General features: G+C 72.7%; 18 protein-coding genes. 10 read left to right on the top strand and 8 right to left on the bottom strand.

Annotation, left to right across the window (positions count from 1 at the left end):
* Positions 1-110 precede the first annotated feature (110 nt).
* The 8 genes from ACQRUO_RS02285 to ACQRUO_RS02250 all read right to left on the bottom strand — a co-directional run bounded on the left by ACQRUO_RS02285 (position 111) and on the right by ACQRUO_RS02250 (position 6,326).
* On the bottom strand, positions 111-1,802 hold the full coding sequence (locus ACQRUO_RS02285) for an FAD-dependent oxidoreductase (RefSeq protein ID WP_428313952.1): 1,692 nt from the start codon (positions 1,800-1,802) through the stop codon (positions 111-113).
* Positions 1,803-1,823: 21 nt separating this feature from the next.
* Complete coding sequence (locus tag ACQRUO_RS02280; protein WP_428313994.1) at positions 1,824-2,099, bottom strand: UBP-type zinc finger domain-containing protein; 276 nt, start codon at positions 2,097-2,099, stop codon at positions 1,824-1,826.
* A 203-nt stretch (positions 2,100-2,302) separates the two neighbouring features.
* Positions 2,303-3,208 (bottom strand): alpha/beta hydrolase, encoded by a 906-nt coding sequence (locus ACQRUO_RS02275; RefSeq protein WP_428313951.1) that lies wholly within the window; start codon positions 3,206-3,208, stop codon positions 2,303-2,305.
* Positions 3,205-3,624, bottom strand: coding sequence for a nuclear transport factor 2 family protein (locus ACQRUO_RS02270; RefSeq protein WP_428313950.1), 420 nt, complete (start codon positions 3,622-3,624; stop codon positions 3,205-3,207). The genes ACQRUO_RS02275 and ACQRUO_RS02270 overlap by 4 nt, the downstream gene beginning before the upstream one ends.
* A complete protein-coding gene (locus ACQRUO_RS02265) occupies positions 3,624-4,220 on the bottom strand; it encodes a nuclear transport factor 2 family protein (protein ID WP_428313949.1) in 597 nt (198 codons plus the stop codon). The genes ACQRUO_RS02270 and ACQRUO_RS02265 overlap by 1 nt, the downstream gene beginning before the upstream one ends.
* Positions 4,217-4,909: an EthD family reductase gene (locus ACQRUO_RS02260; protein WP_428313948.1), complete on the bottom strand. Its 693-nt coding sequence runs from the start codon at positions 4,907-4,909 to the stop codon at positions 4,217-4,219. Before ACQRUO_RS02260 ends, ACQRUO_RS02265 begins: the two co-directional genes overlap by 4 nt.
* 53 nt (positions 4,910-4,962) lie before the next feature.
* Entirely contained in the window at positions 4,963-5,271 is a 309-nt protein-coding gene (locus ACQRUO_RS02255) for a muconolactone Delta-isomerase (RefSeq protein ID WP_428313947.1), read from the bottom strand.
* An 11-nt stretch (positions 5,272-5,282) separates the two neighbouring features.
* Entirely contained in the window at positions 5,283-6,326 is a 1,044-nt protein-coding gene (locus tag ACQRUO_RS02250; RefSeq protein ID WP_428313946.1) for an ankyrin repeat domain-containing protein, read from the bottom strand.
* 243 nt (positions 6,327-6,569) lie between these two features.
* On the opposite strand from ACQRUO_RS02250, the gene ACQRUO_RS02245 reads away from it, so the two are divergent.
* Genes ACQRUO_RS02245 through glgX form a run of 10 tightly spaced genes read left to right on the top strand, consistent with a single transcriptional unit; the run spans position 6,570 to position 16,843 of the window.
* Positions 6,570-7,391, top strand: coding sequence for a type 1 glutamine amidotransferase domain-containing protein (locus ACQRUO_RS02245; protein ID WP_428313945.1), 822 nt, complete (start codon positions 6,570-6,572; stop codon positions 7,389-7,391).
* Between the two features lie 33 nt (positions 7,392-7,424).
* Positions 7,425-9,050: a thiamine pyrophosphate-binding protein gene (locus ACQRUO_RS02240; RefSeq protein ID WP_428313944.1), complete on the top strand. Its 1,626-nt coding sequence runs from the start codon at positions 7,425-7,427 to the stop codon at positions 9,048-9,050.
* Between the two features lie 5 nt (positions 9,051-9,055).
* A complete protein-coding gene (locus ACQRUO_RS02235) occupies positions 9,056-9,568 on the top strand; it encodes a nuclear transport factor 2 family protein (RefSeq protein WP_428313943.1) in 513 nt (170 codons plus the stop codon).
* 14 nt (positions 9,569-9,582) lie between these two features.
* Positions 9,583-9,972: a nuclear transport factor 2 family protein gene (locus ACQRUO_RS02230; protein ID WP_428313942.1), complete on the top strand. Its 390-nt coding sequence runs from the start codon at positions 9,583-9,585 to the stop codon at positions 9,970-9,972.
* Entirely contained in the window at positions 9,969-11,546 is a 1,578-nt protein-coding gene (locus ACQRUO_RS02225; RefSeq protein ID WP_428313941.1) for a GMC family oxidoreductase, read from the top strand. The genes ACQRUO_RS02230 and ACQRUO_RS02225 overlap by 4 nt, the downstream gene beginning before the upstream one ends.
* The gene (locus ACQRUO_RS02220; RefSeq protein WP_428313940.1) at positions 11,539-12,144 is read left to right on the top strand and encodes a DJ-1/PfpI family protein; all 606 of its coding nucleotides are present in this window, start codon (positions 11,539-11,541) and stop codon (positions 12,142-12,144) included. Before ACQRUO_RS02225 ends, ACQRUO_RS02220 begins: the two co-directional genes overlap by 8 nt.
* A complete protein-coding gene (locus ACQRUO_RS02215; RefSeq protein ID WP_428313939.1) occupies positions 12,141-12,587 on the top strand; it encodes a VOC family protein in 447 nt (148 codons plus the stop codon). Before ACQRUO_RS02220 ends, ACQRUO_RS02215 begins: the two co-directional genes overlap by 4 nt.
* A complete protein-coding gene (locus ACQRUO_RS02210; protein ID WP_428313938.1) occupies positions 12,580-14,436 on the top strand; it encodes an AGE family epimerase/isomerase in 1,857 nt (618 codons plus the stop codon). Before ACQRUO_RS02215 ends, ACQRUO_RS02210 begins: the two co-directional genes overlap by 8 nt.
* The gene (locus ACQRUO_RS02205) at positions 14,433-14,774 is read left to right on the top strand and encodes an STAS domain-containing protein (RefSeq protein WP_428313937.1); all 342 of its coding nucleotides are present in this window, start codon (positions 14,433-14,435) and stop codon (positions 14,772-14,774) included. Before ACQRUO_RS02210 ends, ACQRUO_RS02205 begins: the two co-directional genes overlap by 4 nt.
* On the top strand, positions 14,771-16,843 hold the full coding sequence (gene glgX / locus ACQRUO_RS02200; RefSeq protein WP_428313936.1) for a glycogen debranching protein GlgX: 2,073 nt from the start codon (positions 14,771-14,773) through the stop codon (positions 16,841-16,843). Before ACQRUO_RS02205 ends, glgX begins: the two co-directional genes overlap by 4 nt.
* Positions 16,844-16,847 lie beyond the last annotated feature (4 nt).

The following is a 16,847-nucleotide window of genomic DNA, read 5'->3' as shown; positions in this document are numbered from 1 at the left end:
CATGCCGTGGTCGGCCACCGGGTGCCGTGCTCATCCGGTGATCACGGGCGACACCCTAGCGATCACCGCGGACAGTGGTGCCGCGTCACGGGCCCGGGGCCGGCCGCCGGTCAGCCGTCGGCCCGGTAGCGATGGACGAGGGTGGCCGCCATGGCGCCCTCGCCGACGCCGGCGGCCACCCGCTTGACCGAGTGGGCGCGCACGTCGCCGGCCGCGAAGACGCCCGGCAGGCTGGTCTCCAGCAGGTAGGGGTCGCGGTCGAGCGGCCAGCGGGTGGTCTCGTCGTCGCCCGGCCGGTCACCGTGCGGCAGGTCGGGGCCGGTCAGCACGAAACCGTGCTCGTCGCAGGCGACGGTCGAGCGGAGCCAGCCGGTGCGGGGGCGGGCGCCGATGAAGGTGAAGACGAATCGGGCGGGCTCCTCGCTCCGCATCCCGGTCGCCTCGTCCAGCAGCCGGATCCGCTCCAGGTGCCGCTCGCCGTGCAGCGACAGGACCCGGGTGCGCAGCCGCACCTCGATGGTGGGCGTGCGGGCGATCTCGTCGACCAGGTACTGGGACATCCCGGCCGCCAGCGAGTCGCCGCGGACCAGGACGGTGACCCGGGCCGCGTACCTGGCGAAGTGGATCGCCGCCTGCCCGGCCGAGTTGGCCCCGCCGACGACGAAGACGTGGTGGGCGGTGCAGGAACTGCTCTCGGTGGTGGCCGCACCGTAGTAGAGGCCCGCGCCCTCGAACCGTTCGGCCCCCGGCACGTCCAGCCGGTGGTAGGCGACGCCGGTGCAGAGCAGGACCGTCTCGGCGCTGATCTCGGTGCCGTCCGCGGTGCGGACGATCCGCGCCCGTCCGGCCTGGCGCAGCGCCACCGCCTCGACGGGGTGGAGCAGTTCGGCGCCGAACCGGGCGACCTGGCTGACCGCGCGGCGGGCCAGGTCGCCGCCGGACAGACCCGCCGGGAAGCCGAGGTAGTTCTCGATCAGGCTGGAGGTGCCGGCCTGCCCGCCGGGTGATCCGGTGTCCAGCAGCAGGGTGGAGAGGCCTTCCGAGGCCGCGTACACGCCGGCGGCCAGGCCCGCCGGGCCGGCGCCGATGATCACCGTGTCGTAGTGCGGCCGGGAGGCGGTGGTGGACAGGCCCAGCCGTGCGGCGAGTTCGGTGGCGTCGGGGGAGTGGAGCACGTCGCCGTCGGGGAAGACGACCAGGGGGAGCGCCGCACCGCCGTGGCCCGTCAGCAACTCCCGCGCCTCCGGGTCGGTTTCGGCGTTCAGGAAGCGGAAGGGCTGGCCGTTGCGGGTGAGGAAGTCGCGAACCCCGTGGGTCCCGGCGGAGACGGTCGGACCGATCACCCGGATGCCCCGGTAGGCCGGGCGGTAGGCGGCGAGCCAGTCGGAGAGCAGGTCGTCCAGGACCGGGAAGAGCCGTTCGGCGGGCGGGTCCCAGGGCTTCATCAGGTAGTAGTCGAGCCGCACCCGGTTGATCGCGGTGATCGCGGCGTCGGTCTCGGCGTAGGCGGTGAGCAGCACCCGCCGGGCGTCCGGGAAGCGGCTGACGGCTTCCAGCAGGAAGTCGACGCCGGTCATGTCCGGCATCCGTTGGTCGACCAGGAAGAGCGCGGGGTCGTGGCCGCGCCGTTCCAGGGTGTCGAGGACGCCGAGGGCCTCGCCGGCCGAGGACGCGCCGAGGATCCGGTAGCGATCGGCGTACTGTTCGCGCAGGTCGCGGCGGATGGCGCGGAGGACCTGCGGGTCGTCGTCGACGGTGAGGATCACGGGCCGGGGCGGCGCCTCGGCCGGGGTCGGGGGCATCGCGGGGTCTCCCTCGGTCGGTCAGGAGCGGAGCAGGCGGCTGAAGTCGAGGAAGGTCCGGTCCGGGTAGCACCAGCCCCACTCCTCGCCCGGCTGGTGCGAGGCGACGACGGGGTGGCCGGTGGCCCGGTGGTGGGCACTGGCGTGCCGGCCCCGGGAGGAGTCGCAGCAGCCGACGTGGCCGCAGGTCAGGCACCGGCGCAGGTGCACCCAGGCGCTGCCGTCGGCCGCGCACTCCTGGCAGCCGGCGGCCTCGTCGGTGGCGGGCGATCGGTCGGCGGGCGATCGGTCGATCAGTGAGCAGTCGACCAACGAGCGGTCGATCAGCGAGCGGTCGATCCGGTCGAGGTGCGCACAGGCCGGGGCGGCGGGTGCGCGGTCGGGCGGGATGGGCATGGCGGGCATGGCGGGCATGGCGGGCTCCGGGGTGGGCGTGGCGGGGTGCCGCCCGGGGTGCGGTGCGGGGGCCGCGCCGCACCCCGGGCGGGCGAGGGCGGCGGTCAGGGGCGGCCGAGGGTCTCGGTGAAGTGCCGGGCGGCCCGGCCGGCGGCATCGCGGACCGTGGCGTCCCGGTCGTAGAAGTCGAACTGGCTGCCCTCGGTCCAGACCAGGGTGCGGGGCGCGGTGAGCTCGGCGTGGAACTTCTCGGCGCCCTGCGGGATGGCGCCCGCCCGGCTGTGCACCAGCAGGGTGGGTGCCTTGATCCGGGCGGCCGCCGGGTGCGGGTCGAAGGTCAGCCACTGCGGCCAGGACATCACGGCGAAGCGGTTGTCCCAGGTCGGCACGGCACCGCGGGTCGGGTCCAGGTAGTAGTCGAAGAGGCCGAACATGGCCGCCTCCGGGTTGGCGGTGCTGACCGCCGGGACGTACTGCACGGGTTCGCCGTGCTCGTGGCGCCGCTGGGCCGCACGCCCGGCGTCCAGCTTCCGCTGGACCCCGTCCGGGCCGCCGTAGATCTCCTGGACCAGCGCCTCGTCGTGCAGCCACGGCGCGACCAGGGCCAGGCTGCGCACCCGCGGGTCGTCGGCGGCGTTCACGGCGGTGTAGCCGCTGCTCGCGCAGATGCCCAGGGCGCCGAGGCGGTCCGGGCGGACCTGCCCGTCCCGTTCGAGGAAGCCGACGGCGTGGTGGATGTCGCGGATCTTCCGGGCCGGCGACTCCAGCTGCCGGGGTTCCCCGCCGGACTCGCCGAACCCGGCGAAGTCGAAGGCCAGCGCGGCGAACCCGGCCTCGGCCAGGTGCCGCGCGTAGGTGGCGGCCATCTGCTCCTTGACGGTGAGCCAGGAGCCGGTCACCACGATCCCGGGGACCGGGTGCGGTAGGGCGGGCCGGTACAGCGTGCCGACCAGTTCGGTGCCGTCACTGTCGAAACGCACCCGCTCGGTGCGCACTCCCGCGGTGGTCATATCGCCTGCCCGTCGATCGCGCGCAGGATCTCGGAGGGGTCGGTGAACGACTTCCAGCGCACGATCTTCCCGTCGCGGACGGTGAGCCACTGGATGAACTCGATGTCGAAGAGCTGCCCGGTCCTCCTGACCACCGAGCGCTCGTGCAGCACGCCCATGGCCTGCTCGCCGTCGACGACGAGCTGGACCAGGCGCTCTGGGCCGACCTCCACCACGTCGGTGAAGACCTTGAGGCTGGCCAGCACCTCGGCGGGGCCGCGGCAGGTGCCGATCCACGGCATCCGGTCGTTGTAGCCCGGCACCGGCGCGTAGTTGATCCACTCGACGTCGTCGGCCAGCAGGCTCAGCGCTCGCTCGAAGTCGCCGCCGGTCAGGGCGTCGAACCAGTCGGTGGCGATCTGGCGGGTGGTGCGCATCAGCTGTTCCTCCCCATGGTGCTCGTCCTCTCCATGATGTGGCGGTTGCCGTCGGCCCAGGTGGTGGTCATGGTCAGTCCGTCGATCCGCCAGCCGGCCCGGGTGCGGCGCAGGGTGAAGCGGTAGTGCCCGCCGAGCGTCCAGAGCGGGCCGCCGAGGGCGTTGGCCAGCAGGTGGGTCGCCTGGAAGTCGGCGGTGGCGACGGCGTGTTCCCCGTGCAGCTCGACCAGGTGGTTGGTGAGCAGGTGCTGGGTCGCCGCCAGCGGACCGAGCAGCGCGCGCCAGGCCCCGATGAGCTCGTCCACGGTCGTCACGACCGGTCGGCCGCCGTCGAGGCTGGTGTAGTCGACCAGCACCCGGTCGGTGAAGACCGCGGTGCGCAGCCGGTCCCACTCGCGCTTGTCGGTGTGCCAGCACATCCGGGTGCAGGTCTCGACGACGTCCAGGCGGTCGCGCAGCTCCTGCTCGGGGGCCCGGTCGTGGGTCGGCAGCCGGTCGTTCGTCAGGACCAGCCCGTCCGTGTGGGCCTGGATGTTCATCAGGTCCCGGTTGCCCGTCAGATCGCGGTCCTCGTCGGTCGGGTGCCGGCCGTTCACCGCGGACCGCCGCGGCCGAAGATCCAGTTCTCCCGGAGCAGCAGCGTGTGCCGGTAGCGGGGTTCGGTGAAGCCGTCGAGGTCGGCGAGCAGGTCCTGGTACTCGGGGGTGCGGGCGGCCGCCTCAAAGGCCACCACGTCGTCGAACCAGAGCTGGTACGCGGCGTCGAGCACCGCCTCGCCGACCCCGTAGGCGGCGTCCCGGACGTGGTTCTGCAGGTAGCGGCGCAGGCCCGGGACCTTGGTGGCCAGCGCCGCGTGCTCGCCGAGGCTGTGCTCGCGGAACTCGCGCAGCGGCAGCCCCTCGCGGCGTTTGACCAGGATCATCGCCTTGGTGGTGGGGCCGTCCCCGGGGGTCCCGGGCACGACGGCGTGGGCGTCGGTGTCCAGCACGACGGTGCGCCAGAAGGCCGCCCAGCGCGGTTCGTCGAGCCGGGCGCCGTCCAGGAACTCGGGCGTCTGCAGCGAGGCGAGCTGCTCCTGCTCGTCGGTGAGCCAGATCTCGGCCGCGCCGCTCCACAGCGGGTCGGCGGGATCGCCGGGCCGCGGCACCCGGGTGTCGACGCAGTACCGGCGGATCTGCGGGATCCGGGCGGCGTACCGGACGGCGTGCTCCTCGACCCAGTAGCGCTGGAACTCCGGCTCGGACAGGCCGGGTTTGGGGTGCGCCAGGATGATCTGATGGATCATGGTCTTCCCTTCGGGGGCTCGGGGGCTCGAGTTTCTCGGTGAGCGCGGACGGTTCAGACGGCGTAGCGCTTCTTCACGTCCTCGGCGAAGCCGAGGTAGTCGCGCAGCGGCCAGACCTCCTCGAACTCCAGGTACTCGCGCATGGGCAGCCGTCCGAGGGCGGTGCGGTCCAGTTCCTCGGCGTCCGGCGAGTCGATGATCGCGATCACCCGCTTCTGCGCCGCCACCTTCCAGATCCCGACGCAGAAGCCGGAGTTGATGGTCTCGACGGCGTGCTCGGCCTCCTCCCGCTCGACCTCCCACAGCTCGTCGAGCGAGATCCGGCCTTCGTGGTTCCACTTCATCTGGACGTAGAACAGCATGGGTCCTCCTGTCACAGGTCGGTGTTGAGAACGCTCACCAGGGGGTGCTCGGCGCCCAGGCTCGCGCGGGCGACGTCGGCGGGGCGCTTGCCGTCGTGGCCGATCAGGTCGAGCCGGGCGCCGGCCTCGACCAGGATCCGGGCGCACTGCTCGTAGCCGTGCCAGAGGGCGTCGTGCAGCGGGGTGTAGCCGTTGGTGATGCCCTGGAAGTCCAGGTCGACGCCCGGGGCACGGACGAGCAGCGCGGTGATCCCGGCGTGGCCGTTGTACACGGCCTTGTGCAGCGGCACCGCACCGAAGGTGGGCTCGGTGGCGTTGACGTCGGCGCCGGCCGCCAGCAACGCGCGGGCGATCTCCAGGCGCCCGTCCCGGCAGGCCACCAGCAGCGGGGTGTGCCCGTCGTCGAAGCCGTTGACCATCGGGTACCGGGCGTCCACCGCCGCGCCCGCGGCGAGCAGTTCGCGCACCGCGGTGAGGTCGCCGGCGACCACCGAGGCCATCAGCCGCTGTTCCCCTGCCGCTTCGGCGTCCGCCGCGGTCCGGGCGGTGAGCAGGCGTTCGGCGGCGAGCAGCTGTTCCTTGCCGCGGGTGTTGACGTTCAGCTCGTACTCGAAGTGCCGGCGCATCGAGAAGCCGTAGTGCGTCGAGAGGTTGAGGCCGGCGTCGTGCTCCAGCAGGACCGCGGTCACCTCGGGCCACTTGTACCAGAGCGCGTCCATCAGCGGCGTGTGCCCGGTGGTGGCCGCCACGGCGTCCACGAAGGCGCCGGCCCGGAGCAGGGCGCGGACGGTCTCGGGGTCGCCGCCCTGCACGGCCTTGTGCAGCGCCGTGCCGCCGCCGCGCGAGTCGGCGGTGTAGGGGTCGGCGCCGGCTCGCAGCAGCCGCCGCACCAGCGGGGCGTCGCCCCGCCCGGCCGCGATCATCAGGGCCGTCAGGCCGCTGTGCCGCTCCCGGGTGCCGGCGTCCGCGCCCCGGGCCAGCAGGCGCTCGACGGTGGCCACGTCGCCCTGGTGCACGGCTGCCAGGAATTCCTTCTCGTGCCGTGGGCTGGTCATCCATTCCGCCTTCCGTCGACCGATCCGGCGACCGAACACTAACCAGCGCCCGGGCACCCCGAACGCCGACCTCACAAACTTGTCCGTGGCTTCCCCGCCACCTGCGCGTCCTTGACGCCGGAACCGCCCGACCTCACCAACTCCGGGCAACCTCACAAACCGGCTCCGGGACCCTTTGACAGGCGTTCGCCGCTGGTCCAGTGTCAATTCCCGGAACCCCGACCGAAGGAATCGGAGGACGAAATGCGACACATTCTCGTGGTGCTGTCCGAGTACGGGTACTGGGCGGAGGAACTGGTCGGCCCACTGAGCGGGTTCGACGAGCGGGGGTACCGGGTCACCTTCGCGACCCCCACCGGCAAGCGGGCCCGGGCGCTGCCGCCGAGCCTGGACGAGCAGTACGTCGACCCGCCGCTCGGCCGCTCGGTGACCACCGCGGAGGTGGCCGCCCTGGGCCGTGCCCTCGACAGCAGCAGCCGGCTCGACGACCCGCGCAGCCTCGCCGGCTGGCTGCCCGAGCGTCCCTACGCCAGCGCGCCCGACCACCTGCGGAGGCTGGAGGACTACCACCGCGCGCTCGAACGGATCGACGCCGACCTGCGCGAGTACGACGCCCTGCTGATCGTCGGCGGCAGCGGGCCGATCGTCGACCTGGCCAACAACGAACGGCTGCACGAGCTGATCCTGGCGTTCGTCCGGGCCGGCAAGCCGGTGGCCGCCGAGTGCTACGGGGTCGCCTGCCTGGCCTTCGCCCGGGACTGGGACGACCGGCGCAGCATCATCCGCGGCAAGCACGTCACCGGCCACTGCAAGGAGTACGACTACAAGGACGGCACCGGCTTCCTGGGCACCGACTTCGTGATGGGCCCGCCGCCGTACCCGCTGGAATACGTCCTGCGCGACGCGACCGCCCCGGACGGCGCCTACCACGGGAACTTCGGCCGGCCGGTCTCGGTCGTCGTCGATTTCCCGTTCGTCACCGGCCGTTCCACGCCGGATTCCTTCCTCACCGGCCGGAAGCTGATCGAGGTGCTGGAGGAGGGCCTCACCAGGTACGGCTGGTAGGTCATTCCAACCCCCTAGTCCCAGGAGAATTCGGTGGCGACCCGACCAGGGAAAGAAAAGCTCATCGAGCAGTTCATGGCCGACGGCCTCGACGTCATGTTCGGAAATCCCGGAACCGTGGAACAGGGATTCCTCGACGTGGCGGACCGGACCCCGGGATTCAGGTACGTGCTGGCCCTCCAGGAGACGGTGGCGGCGGGCATGGCCGACGGGTACGCCCGGGCGACGGGCGGACCGGCGCTGCTGCAACTGCATGCCGGCGTCGGTCTCGGCAACGCGATCGGCATGCTCTACCAGTCGCTGCGCGGCCACACCCCGCTGGTGGCGATCGCCGGCGACGCGGGCGTGCGCTACGACGCGATGGACGCCCAGATGGCGGCCGACCTGGTGGCGATGGCGCGCCCGGTGACCAAGTACGCCACCCGGGTGGCCGATCCGCGCTCGCTGCTGCGCACGGTGCGCCGAGCGGTGAAGATCGCGCTGACCCCGCCGCGCGGTCCGGTCTTCGTGGCGCTGCCGATGGACGTGCTGGACGCGCCCAACGACGAGGCGGTGCTGGCGACGTCCGTGCCGGTCACGACCAGTGCCCCGGCCGCCGGGACGGTGGCCCGGGCCGCCGGCCTGCTGGCCGGCGCCGAACGGCCGCTGATCCTGGTGGGCGACGGGGTCTCGGTCGCCGGGGCCCAGCCGGAACTGGTCCGGGTGGCCGAAGTGCTGGGCGCGGACGTCTGGTGCGTGGACTCCTCCGAGGTCAACGTGCCCGCCTCGCACCCGTTGGCCAAGGGGCAGTTGGGGCACATGTTCGGCGAGCGCAGTGCCGCCGTGGTGGCGGGCGCGGACGCGGTGCTGATCGTGGGCACGTACGTCTTCCCCGAGGTGTTCCCGCACCTCGGCAACCCGTTCCGGCCCGGCGCGCGGATCGTCCACCTCGACCTCGACGCCCACGAGATCGCCAAGAACCACCCGGTCGACCTGGGCGTCGTGGCGGACCCGAAGCCGGCGCTCGCGGCGCTGGGCGGCGAGCTGGAGCGCCGGCTGACGCCGGATCAGCGGCGGCGGGCGGCGGAGCGCCTGTCCGCGGCCCGGGCGCGGACGGGGATCGAGCAGCCGGGCGAGGGGACGCTGGAGAGCTTCGTGCGGGAGCTCGCCGAGCGGACCGGCGGCGACCTGATCGTCTTCGACGAGGCGCTCACCTGCTCGCCCACCGTGGTGAAGCACCTGCCCCCCGACCGCCCCGGCGACTACTTCCTCACCCGCGGCGGCTCGCTCGGCGTCGGCATCCCCGGCGCGGTGGGCGCCAAGCTGGCCCACCCGGACCGCACGGTGGTCGGCTTCACCGGGGACGGCGGGGCGATGTACACCTACCAGGCACTGTGGAGCGCCGCCCGGTACGGCGTCGCGGCCAAGCTCGTGGTCTGCAACAACCGCCGCTACCGGCTGCTCGACGACAACATCGAGCAGTACTGGAGCGAGCGCGCCATCCCGCGGCACGACTACCCGTCCTCCTTCGACCTGTCCCGGCCCGAGCTCCGCTTCGCCGAGTTGGCCAGGGCCCTGGGCGCGGACGGCCTCCGGGTGGAGAAGCCGCAGGACGCGGCGGACGCGGTGGCGCGGATGCTCGCGGCGACCGGCCCGTTCCTCGTCGACCTCCAGGTGTGAGCGCCGTGCCGAAGAGGCCTGCCGGGGCCGCGGACGGGTCCGTCTCCGGCGCCGCGTCCGGGGCCGCCCCCCGGGCAGCAGCCGGCGAGCCGATCGACGAGCGGGCCGTGCGGGCGCTGGCCGAGCAGTGGTACGCCGCGCTCGACCGGCACGCCGAGCTGACCGAGGTGACCCGCCTGCTGGTCGACGACGGCCTCGAACTGCGCTTCCCGGAAGGGACGTTCCGGGGGCACCAGGGATTCGCGCGGTGGTACGAGGCGGTCTGCCGCCGGTTCTTCGACGAGCGGCACAGCCTGGTCGGCGTGCGCTGCACGGCCGCGGGCACCGGGACGCTGGTCGAGGTCCGGGTCGACTGGCAGGCCCGCCGCTGGCAACCGCCCGCCGCCCGCAGCGAGTGGTTGGGCTTCCGGGCCCACCAGAGCTGGCTGGTGGCACGCGGACCGGACGACGGTGCACCGCGGATCAGGACCTACGTCTGCCACGCGCTGGAGCCCATGCCCGGCTCCGCCGCCCTGTGAGGAGTGGGGAAGCGATGAACGCCCGTGAGGTACTGGCCAACTACTACGTCTACGCCAACGAGGGCGACTGGGCCCGGTGGTGCGAGCTCTTCGCCGAGGACATGGTGATGGACGAGCAACTGGCCGGCCGGATCGAGGGACGGGCCAGGCTGCGCGCCGTGGTGGCCGGGCTGGGGGAGCTGTACGCGGCGTTCGAGAACCTGCCGCTGCACTTCCTGGTCGACGGCGAGGAGGCGGCGGTGGTCTCCCACATCTCCGCGCGCAGTTCCGCCGGGCGGCCCATCGAGGCCGACGTGATGAACTACTTCCGCATCCTCGACGGCCGGATCACGTACATGGCCAACTTCCACGACACCCAGCCGTTCCAGGTGCTCTCCCGGGCCCATGGCGGGGACGGCCGATGAGCGGCCCGGCGGGCCGCGGCGGGGACGCCCACGAGGAGTACGACTACGTGATCGTCGGTGCCGGCACGGCGGGCTGCGTGCTGGCGAACCGGCTCACCGAGGCGGGCGACGCCCGCGTGCTGCTGCTGGAGGCGGGCACCGGGCGGCTGCCGGCCGAGGCCACCGACCCGACGGCCTGGCTGCGGCTGCAGGGCGGCCGGCTGGACTGGAAGTACCGCAGCGTGCCCCAGGTGGGCCTCGGCGGCCGGGCCACCCGGGAGCCGCGCGGCCGAGGGATCGGCGGCAGCGGCACCCTGTCCGCGATGATGCACGTTCGCGGACACCCGGCGGACTACGACGACTGGGCCCGGCAGGGCGCGGCCGGCTGGGCCCACCAGGACGTCCGGCCGTACTTCGAGCGCCTGGAGCGGCAGCTGCCCACCGTGGACGCCGGGCAGAACGAGCCCAACCCGGCCTCCCGGGCCTTCGTCGAGGCCTGCGTGGAACTGGGCCACCCGCGGCTGGCGGACTTCGACACCGGTGCGGGGTGCGGGGTCGGCTGGCACCGGCTGCACATCTCCGACGGCCGTCGCAGCGGCGTTCTCGCCGGGTACCTGGAACCGGTGCTCGGCCGCCCGGGCCTCACCCTGCGCTGCAACGCCCGGGTCCTGCGGCTGCTGGTGCGCGAGGGCCGCTGCGTCGGGCTGGAGTACCTGCAGCGCGAGGAGCGGGCAGGCGCGGACGCCGCTCGCCCGTCGGCCGGCCCGCCCGCGACCGGGCCGGGCCGGCACCGGGTGCTCGCCGCCCGCGAGGTGGTCCTCGCCGCCGGTGCGATCGACACGCCCAAGCTGTTGCTGCTCTCCGGCATCGGCGACGCGGCACGGCTGCGCGGACTCGGCATCGAGGTGCGGGCGGACCTGCCGGGTGTGGGGGAGAACCTCCACAACCACGTGCTCACCGGGGTGATGTCGCAGTCGCGCACCCCGGTGCCGCCCGCCCGGCAGAACCTCTCGGAGAGCGCGCTGTTCCTCGCCTCCACCCCCGGTCTCCCCGCGCCCGACCTGCAACTCGCCTTCGTCCACGTGCCGTTCGACGCCGTGATCGGCGCCCGGTACCCCGACACGGTGAGCGTGCTGCCCGGTGTGGTCCGGCCCGCCTCGCGCGGCCGGGTGCGGCTGGCGAGCGCCGATCCGCTGGCGCCGCCGCTGATCGACCCCAACTACCTGGGCGAGCGCTGCGACCTGGACCGCCTGGTGCAGGGCGTCGAGCTGGCCAGGGAGATCATCGCGACCGCCGCGTTCTCGCCCTGGCACAAGCAGGAGCTCGCGCCCGGCCCGGCGGTGACCGCCGACGCGGACCTACGGGCCTTCGTCCGGCGCACCGCTGACAGCTACCACCACCACGCCGGCTCCTGCCGGATGGGCATCGACGACCGCTCGGTGGTCGACCCGCGGCTGCGCGTCCACGGCGTGGGCGGACTGCGGGTGGCCGATGCCAGCGTGATGCCCGCCCTGCCGTCCGGCAACTGCCAGAGCGCGGTCGCGATGATCGCCGAACGGGCAGCCGATCTGATCAAGGAAGTGACCCGTGCCTGAGGCCGTGACGATCGACGGCCCGCTCTCCGGTACCCGGATCGCGGTGCTGATGGAGAGCGACTACTACGAACCCGAGATCTCCTACTACCGCCACCGGTTCGCCGAGGAGGGCGCGCGGGTCGAGTTCCTCACCCGGCTCTGGGGCGAGCGGGAACTGACCTTCACCGGCCACGAGTACCGTGCGCCGTTCAGCGTCACCCGCAGCCTCGAAGGGATCGACCCGCGCGACTACGCGGCGATCATCGTGCCCTCCGGCATGGTGGCGGACCGGCTGCGCTACACCGAGGACGTCAACCGGCTGGCACCCGCCGTGCGGCTGCTGCGCTGGGCCTTCGCCGAACCGGGCGTCCTGAAGGGCGTCATCTGCCACGGGATGTGGCTGGCCGCCCCGATCCCGCAGGCGGTGCGCGGCCGGAAGCTCGTCTGCCACAACAACCTGGTCGGCGACGTGCGCAACATGGGCGCCGAGTACGTGGACCAGGACGTCGTGCTGGACGGGGACCTGCTCACCGCGCGCACCGGCGAGCACCACCACCTCTTCGCCCGAGCGCTGATCGAGTGCGTGGTCGAACGGCGCGGCTCGCGGGAGGCACGGTGACCCGCTGGCACCACGTCGGCCTCAACTGCCGCGACCAGCGGCGGACCGAGGAGTTCTACACCCGCTGGTTCGGCTTCCGCCGGGCGCGCACGGTACCGGTCGGCGAGGGCGAGATCGTCTTCCTGCGCAACGGTGACGCCTACCTCGAACTCTTTCCGGCCGGTGGCGAGCCGGGCGAGCCGGGCGAGGTGGGCCGCGCGGACGGCCCGGGCCGGCCCGGCACCGTGCGGCACCTCGCCTTCCGGACCGAGAGCGTGGCCGACTTCCTCGCCGCGCTCGGCGACGCGGCCGAGATCACCCTCGGCCCGCTGGACTTCGACGACCTGCTGCCCAGCTGGCGGACGGTCTGGCTGCGGGACCCCGACGGCACCGTCGTCGAGGTCAGCCAGGGCTTCCAGGACCAGGGCCCGCAGGACCAGGAAAGGGACTCGACCCATGTCTGACCCGGTGACCCTCACCTTCTCCGACACCATCGCGGGGTACGTCACCGCCTACCACCACGAGCAGCGGGAACTCCTGCTGGCCACCGCCGACGGCCGCGAGCTGGTGCTCACCGTGGCCGACGGGACGCCCGCGGAACTGCTGCGCAACCTGGACGAGCCGTACACCGACGCCGGCGGCCACCTGGCGGCCATGCTGGAACCGGGACGGTTCCTCTTCGCCCACGTCCTCGGCTACCCGGAGGACGGCGCGCTGCGGCTGGAGGCCACGAAGCTGGTGTTCCTGGGACGCCGTCCCGAACTCTTCCGGTTCGAGGAACCCGACTGGTGGATCCGCCAGTTGGAGAGCATCGCCGCCTTCTACCGGCGCGCCCAGTTCGGCGACGGGCCGGTCGACTACACCCGCTACCGCACCCAACTGCGCCTGGGCGGTGAGAAGACCGCCAGCCACGTCCAGGAGACCGACACCATCTCCCGGCTGGTCTACGGCATGGCCTCGGCCTTCCTGCTGACCGGCGAGGACGCGTACCTGGAGGTGGCCGAGCGCGGCACCGAGTACCTGCGCGACCACCTGCGGGTGGTGGACCAGGAGGAGGACGTCGTCTACTGGTACCACGGGCTGAGCGTGGATGGGGACACCGAACGGAAGCTCTTCACCTCCGAGTTCTCCGACGACTACGACGCCATCCCGATGTACGAGCAGATCTACGCGCTGGCCGGCCCGGTGCAGACCTACCGGATCACGGCCGACCCGCGGATCCGTGCCGACGCCGACGCCACCCTGCGGCTGTTCGAGAAGTTCTTCCACGACCCCGAGCACGGCGGCTACTTCTCGCACGTCGACCCGATCCTGTTCCGGGCCGACCACGAGTCGCTGGGGCCCAACCGGAGCCGGAAGAACTGGAACTCGGTCGGCGACCACGCGCCGGCGTACCTGGTCAACCTGTACCTCGCCACCGGCGAGGAGCGGTACGCCCGGATGCTGGAGGACACCTTCGACACGATCGTGGCCCACTTCCCTGCCGACCGGCACGGCCCGGACCGGAACAGCAGCCCCTTCGTCCAGGAGCGCTTCCACCGCGACTGGACGCCCGACACCACCCACGGCTGGCAGCAGGACCGCGCGGTGGTCGGCCACAACCTCAAGATCGCCTGGAACCTGATGCGGATGCACTCGGTGCGGCCCAAGCCGGAGTACCTGGAGACGGCGGCGGGGATCGGCGAGCTGATGCCCGCGGTCGGCAGCGACCGGCAGCGCGGCGGCTGGTACGACGTGGTCGAGCGGGTGCTCGCCGACGGACAGCGGTTCCACCGCTTCGCCTGGCACGACCGCAAGGCCTGGTGGCAGCAGGAGCAGGCGATCCTGGCCTACCTGATCCTGCACGGCACCACCGGGCGGGCGGAGTTCCTGCGCGAGGCGCGGCAGGCCGAGTCCTTCTACAGCGCCTTCTTCCTGGACCACGACGAGGGCGCCGTCTACTTCAACGTGCTGGCGGCAGGCCTGCCCTACCTGCTCGGCACCGAGCGGCTCAAGGGCAGCCACTCGATGAGCATGTACCACTCCGCGGAGCTCTGCTACCTCGCCGCGGTCTACACCAACCTGCTGATCAACGGAGCCCCGATGGACTTCTGGTTCAAGCCCGACCCGGCCGGCCTGGCCGGCGGCGTGCTGCGGGTGGCACCGGACCTGCTGCCGGCCGGGTCGGTGCGGATCGCCGAGGTGGAGGTGGACGGCGTGCCGCACCACGACTACGACGCCGAGCAGCTCACCGTCCGCCTGGCGCAGCACGGGCCGCGGGTGAAGGTCCGGGTCCGGCTGGCCCCGACGCCCCGTCAGGAGCCCAGGCCATGACCGTCGAGGTCCGCTCCCGCGACCACGGCGGGGTCACCGTGGTGGAACTGGAGGGGGAGATCACCAGCGTCTCCTCCGCCGAACTCCAGCAGCGGATCCTGCCGCTGATCGGCGGCACCGGCACCACCGTGATCGACCTGGCCAAGGTGCCCTACATCTCCAGCGCCGGCCTGCGCACGCTGCTCCTGGTGCACCGCCAGGCGCTGCGCCGGCAGACCGAGACCGTCCTGGTCGGGCTCTGCGACGAGGTGCGGTTCGTGATGTCCGCCACCGGATTCCTGGAGTTCTTCGACGTCCGCGAGAGCGCGGCGTCCGTTCTGGGGTCGGCCGGCGGATGAGCGGCGAGCGGATCGACACCTACCCGACCCGGCAGATCGCCGGCTACGGGGTGCGGGCCGGCTCCCCGCTGCCCTTCGGGGCCACCCCGGTGCCCGGCGGGATCAACTTCTCGGTCTACTCCGACCGGGCGAGCCGGATGTGGCTGGTGCTGTTCGAGCCCGGCGCTCCGGAGCCGCTGGCCGAGCTGGAGTTCCCCGCCGGGTTCCGGATCGGCAGCGTGTACGCGATGACCGTCTTCGGCCTGGACGTCGAGAACCTGGAGTACGGCTTCCGGGCGGACGGTCCGTTCGACCCGGCCCGGGGCGACCGCTTCGATGCGAGCCGGGTGCTCACCGACCCGTACGCGCGGATGATCTCGGGCCGGGACGTCTGGGGCGCCGCACCGGACCGCGACCGACCCGGCCCCCACCGCTCCCGGCTGGTCGCGGACGACTTCGACTGGGGGGACGACGCGCCGCCGCGGATCCCCACCGAGGACCTGGTGGTCTACGAGCTGCACGTGCGCGGTTTCACCCGCCACCCCTCGGCCCAGGTGGCCGCCCCCGGCAGCTTCGCGGGCCTGCGCGAGAAGATCCCCTACCTGGTCGACCTCGGCGTGAACTGCGTGGAGCTGATGCCCGTCTTCGAGTTCGACGAGCACGACAACCCGCGCCGCGATCCGGCCACGGACGAGCCGCTGCTCGACTACTGGGGCTACAACACGGTCGGCTTCTTCGCCCCCAAGGCGGGCTACGCGGCCACCGGTCGGTTCGGCATGCAGGCCGACGAGTTCAAGGCCATGGTCAAGGAGCTGCACGCGGCCGGCATCGAGGTGGTCCTCGACGTGGTCTTCAACCACACCGCGGAGGGCAACGAGCAGGGCCCGACCATCTCGTTCCGCGGGCTGGACAACGCGACCTACTACATGCTCACCCCGGACGGGGACTACTACAACTTCAGCGGCACCGGCAACACCGTCAACTGCAACCACCCGGTGGTGCGCGACTTCGTGCTCGACTGCCTGCGCCACTGGGTCTCGCAGTACCACGTCGACGGCTTCCGCTTCGACCTGGCGGCCATCCTGGACCGGGCCCCCGACGGCACCCCGCTGGCCAACCCGCCGTTGCTGGAGCAGCTCGCGCACGACCCGGTGCTGCGGCACTGCAAGCTGATCGCCGAGGCCTGGGACGCCGCCGGCCTGTACGAGGTGGGCAGCTTCCCCTCGTACGGGCGGTTCGCGGAGTGGAACGGCAAGTACCGGGACGCCGTGCGCCGCTTCCTCAAGGGCGACCCGGGCACGGTCGGGGAACTGGCCACCCGGCTGGTCGGCTCGCCCGACCTCTACACCGGGCGCGGCGCCACCGCCTCGGTCAACTTCGTCACCGCCCACGACGGCTTCACCCTGCACGACCTGGTCTCGTACGACGAGAAGCACAACGAGGCCAACGGCGAGGGCGGCGCGGACGGCGGCAACGACAACCACAGCTGGAACTGCGGCGTCGAGGGCCCGACCGAGGACCCCGAGGTGCTGCGGCTGCGGCTGCGCCAGACGAAGAACGCCATGGCGCTGCTGCTCACCAGCCAGGGCGTGCCGATGCTGCTGGCCGGCGACGAGCTGGGCCGCACCCAGCGCGGCAACAACAACGCCTACTGTCAGGACAACGAACTGACCTGGCTGGACTGGGAGCTGCTCGACCGCAACGCCGAACTGCACCGGTTCGTGCGGTCGTTGATCGCCGTCCGGCGGGCCCGTCCGGTGCTGCGCGGCACCGAGCACCCGGGCGCCGAGGTCGGCTGGCACGGGGTGCGCGCCGGGGCACCGGACTGGTCGGACCAGAGCCGGCTGCTGGCGATGACTCGCGCGGGTGACGGCGAGCAGCTCTACCTCGCGGCGAACTCCCACTGGGAGCCGCACGAACTGGAACTGCCCCCGGCGGGCCCGGGTGCGTCCTGGCACCTGGCCCTGGACACCGCCGCCACGGCCCCGCACGACATCCACCTGCCGGGCGAGGAGCCCCGGTTGGCGGACCAGGACCGATACCGGATCGGACCCCGCTCGACGGTGGTCCTGATCACCCACCGCTCGTAGCCAC

The sequence above is a fragment of the Kitasatospora sp. LaBMicrA B282 genome, assembly GCF_050325825.1.
Taxonomy (GTDB): domain Bacteria; phylum Actinomycetota; class Actinomycetes; order Streptomycetales; family Streptomycetaceae; genus Kitasatospora.
The sequence above is the reverse complement of the archived record's forward strand: the minus strand, read 5'-3'. Positions and strand labels throughout refer to the sequence as shown.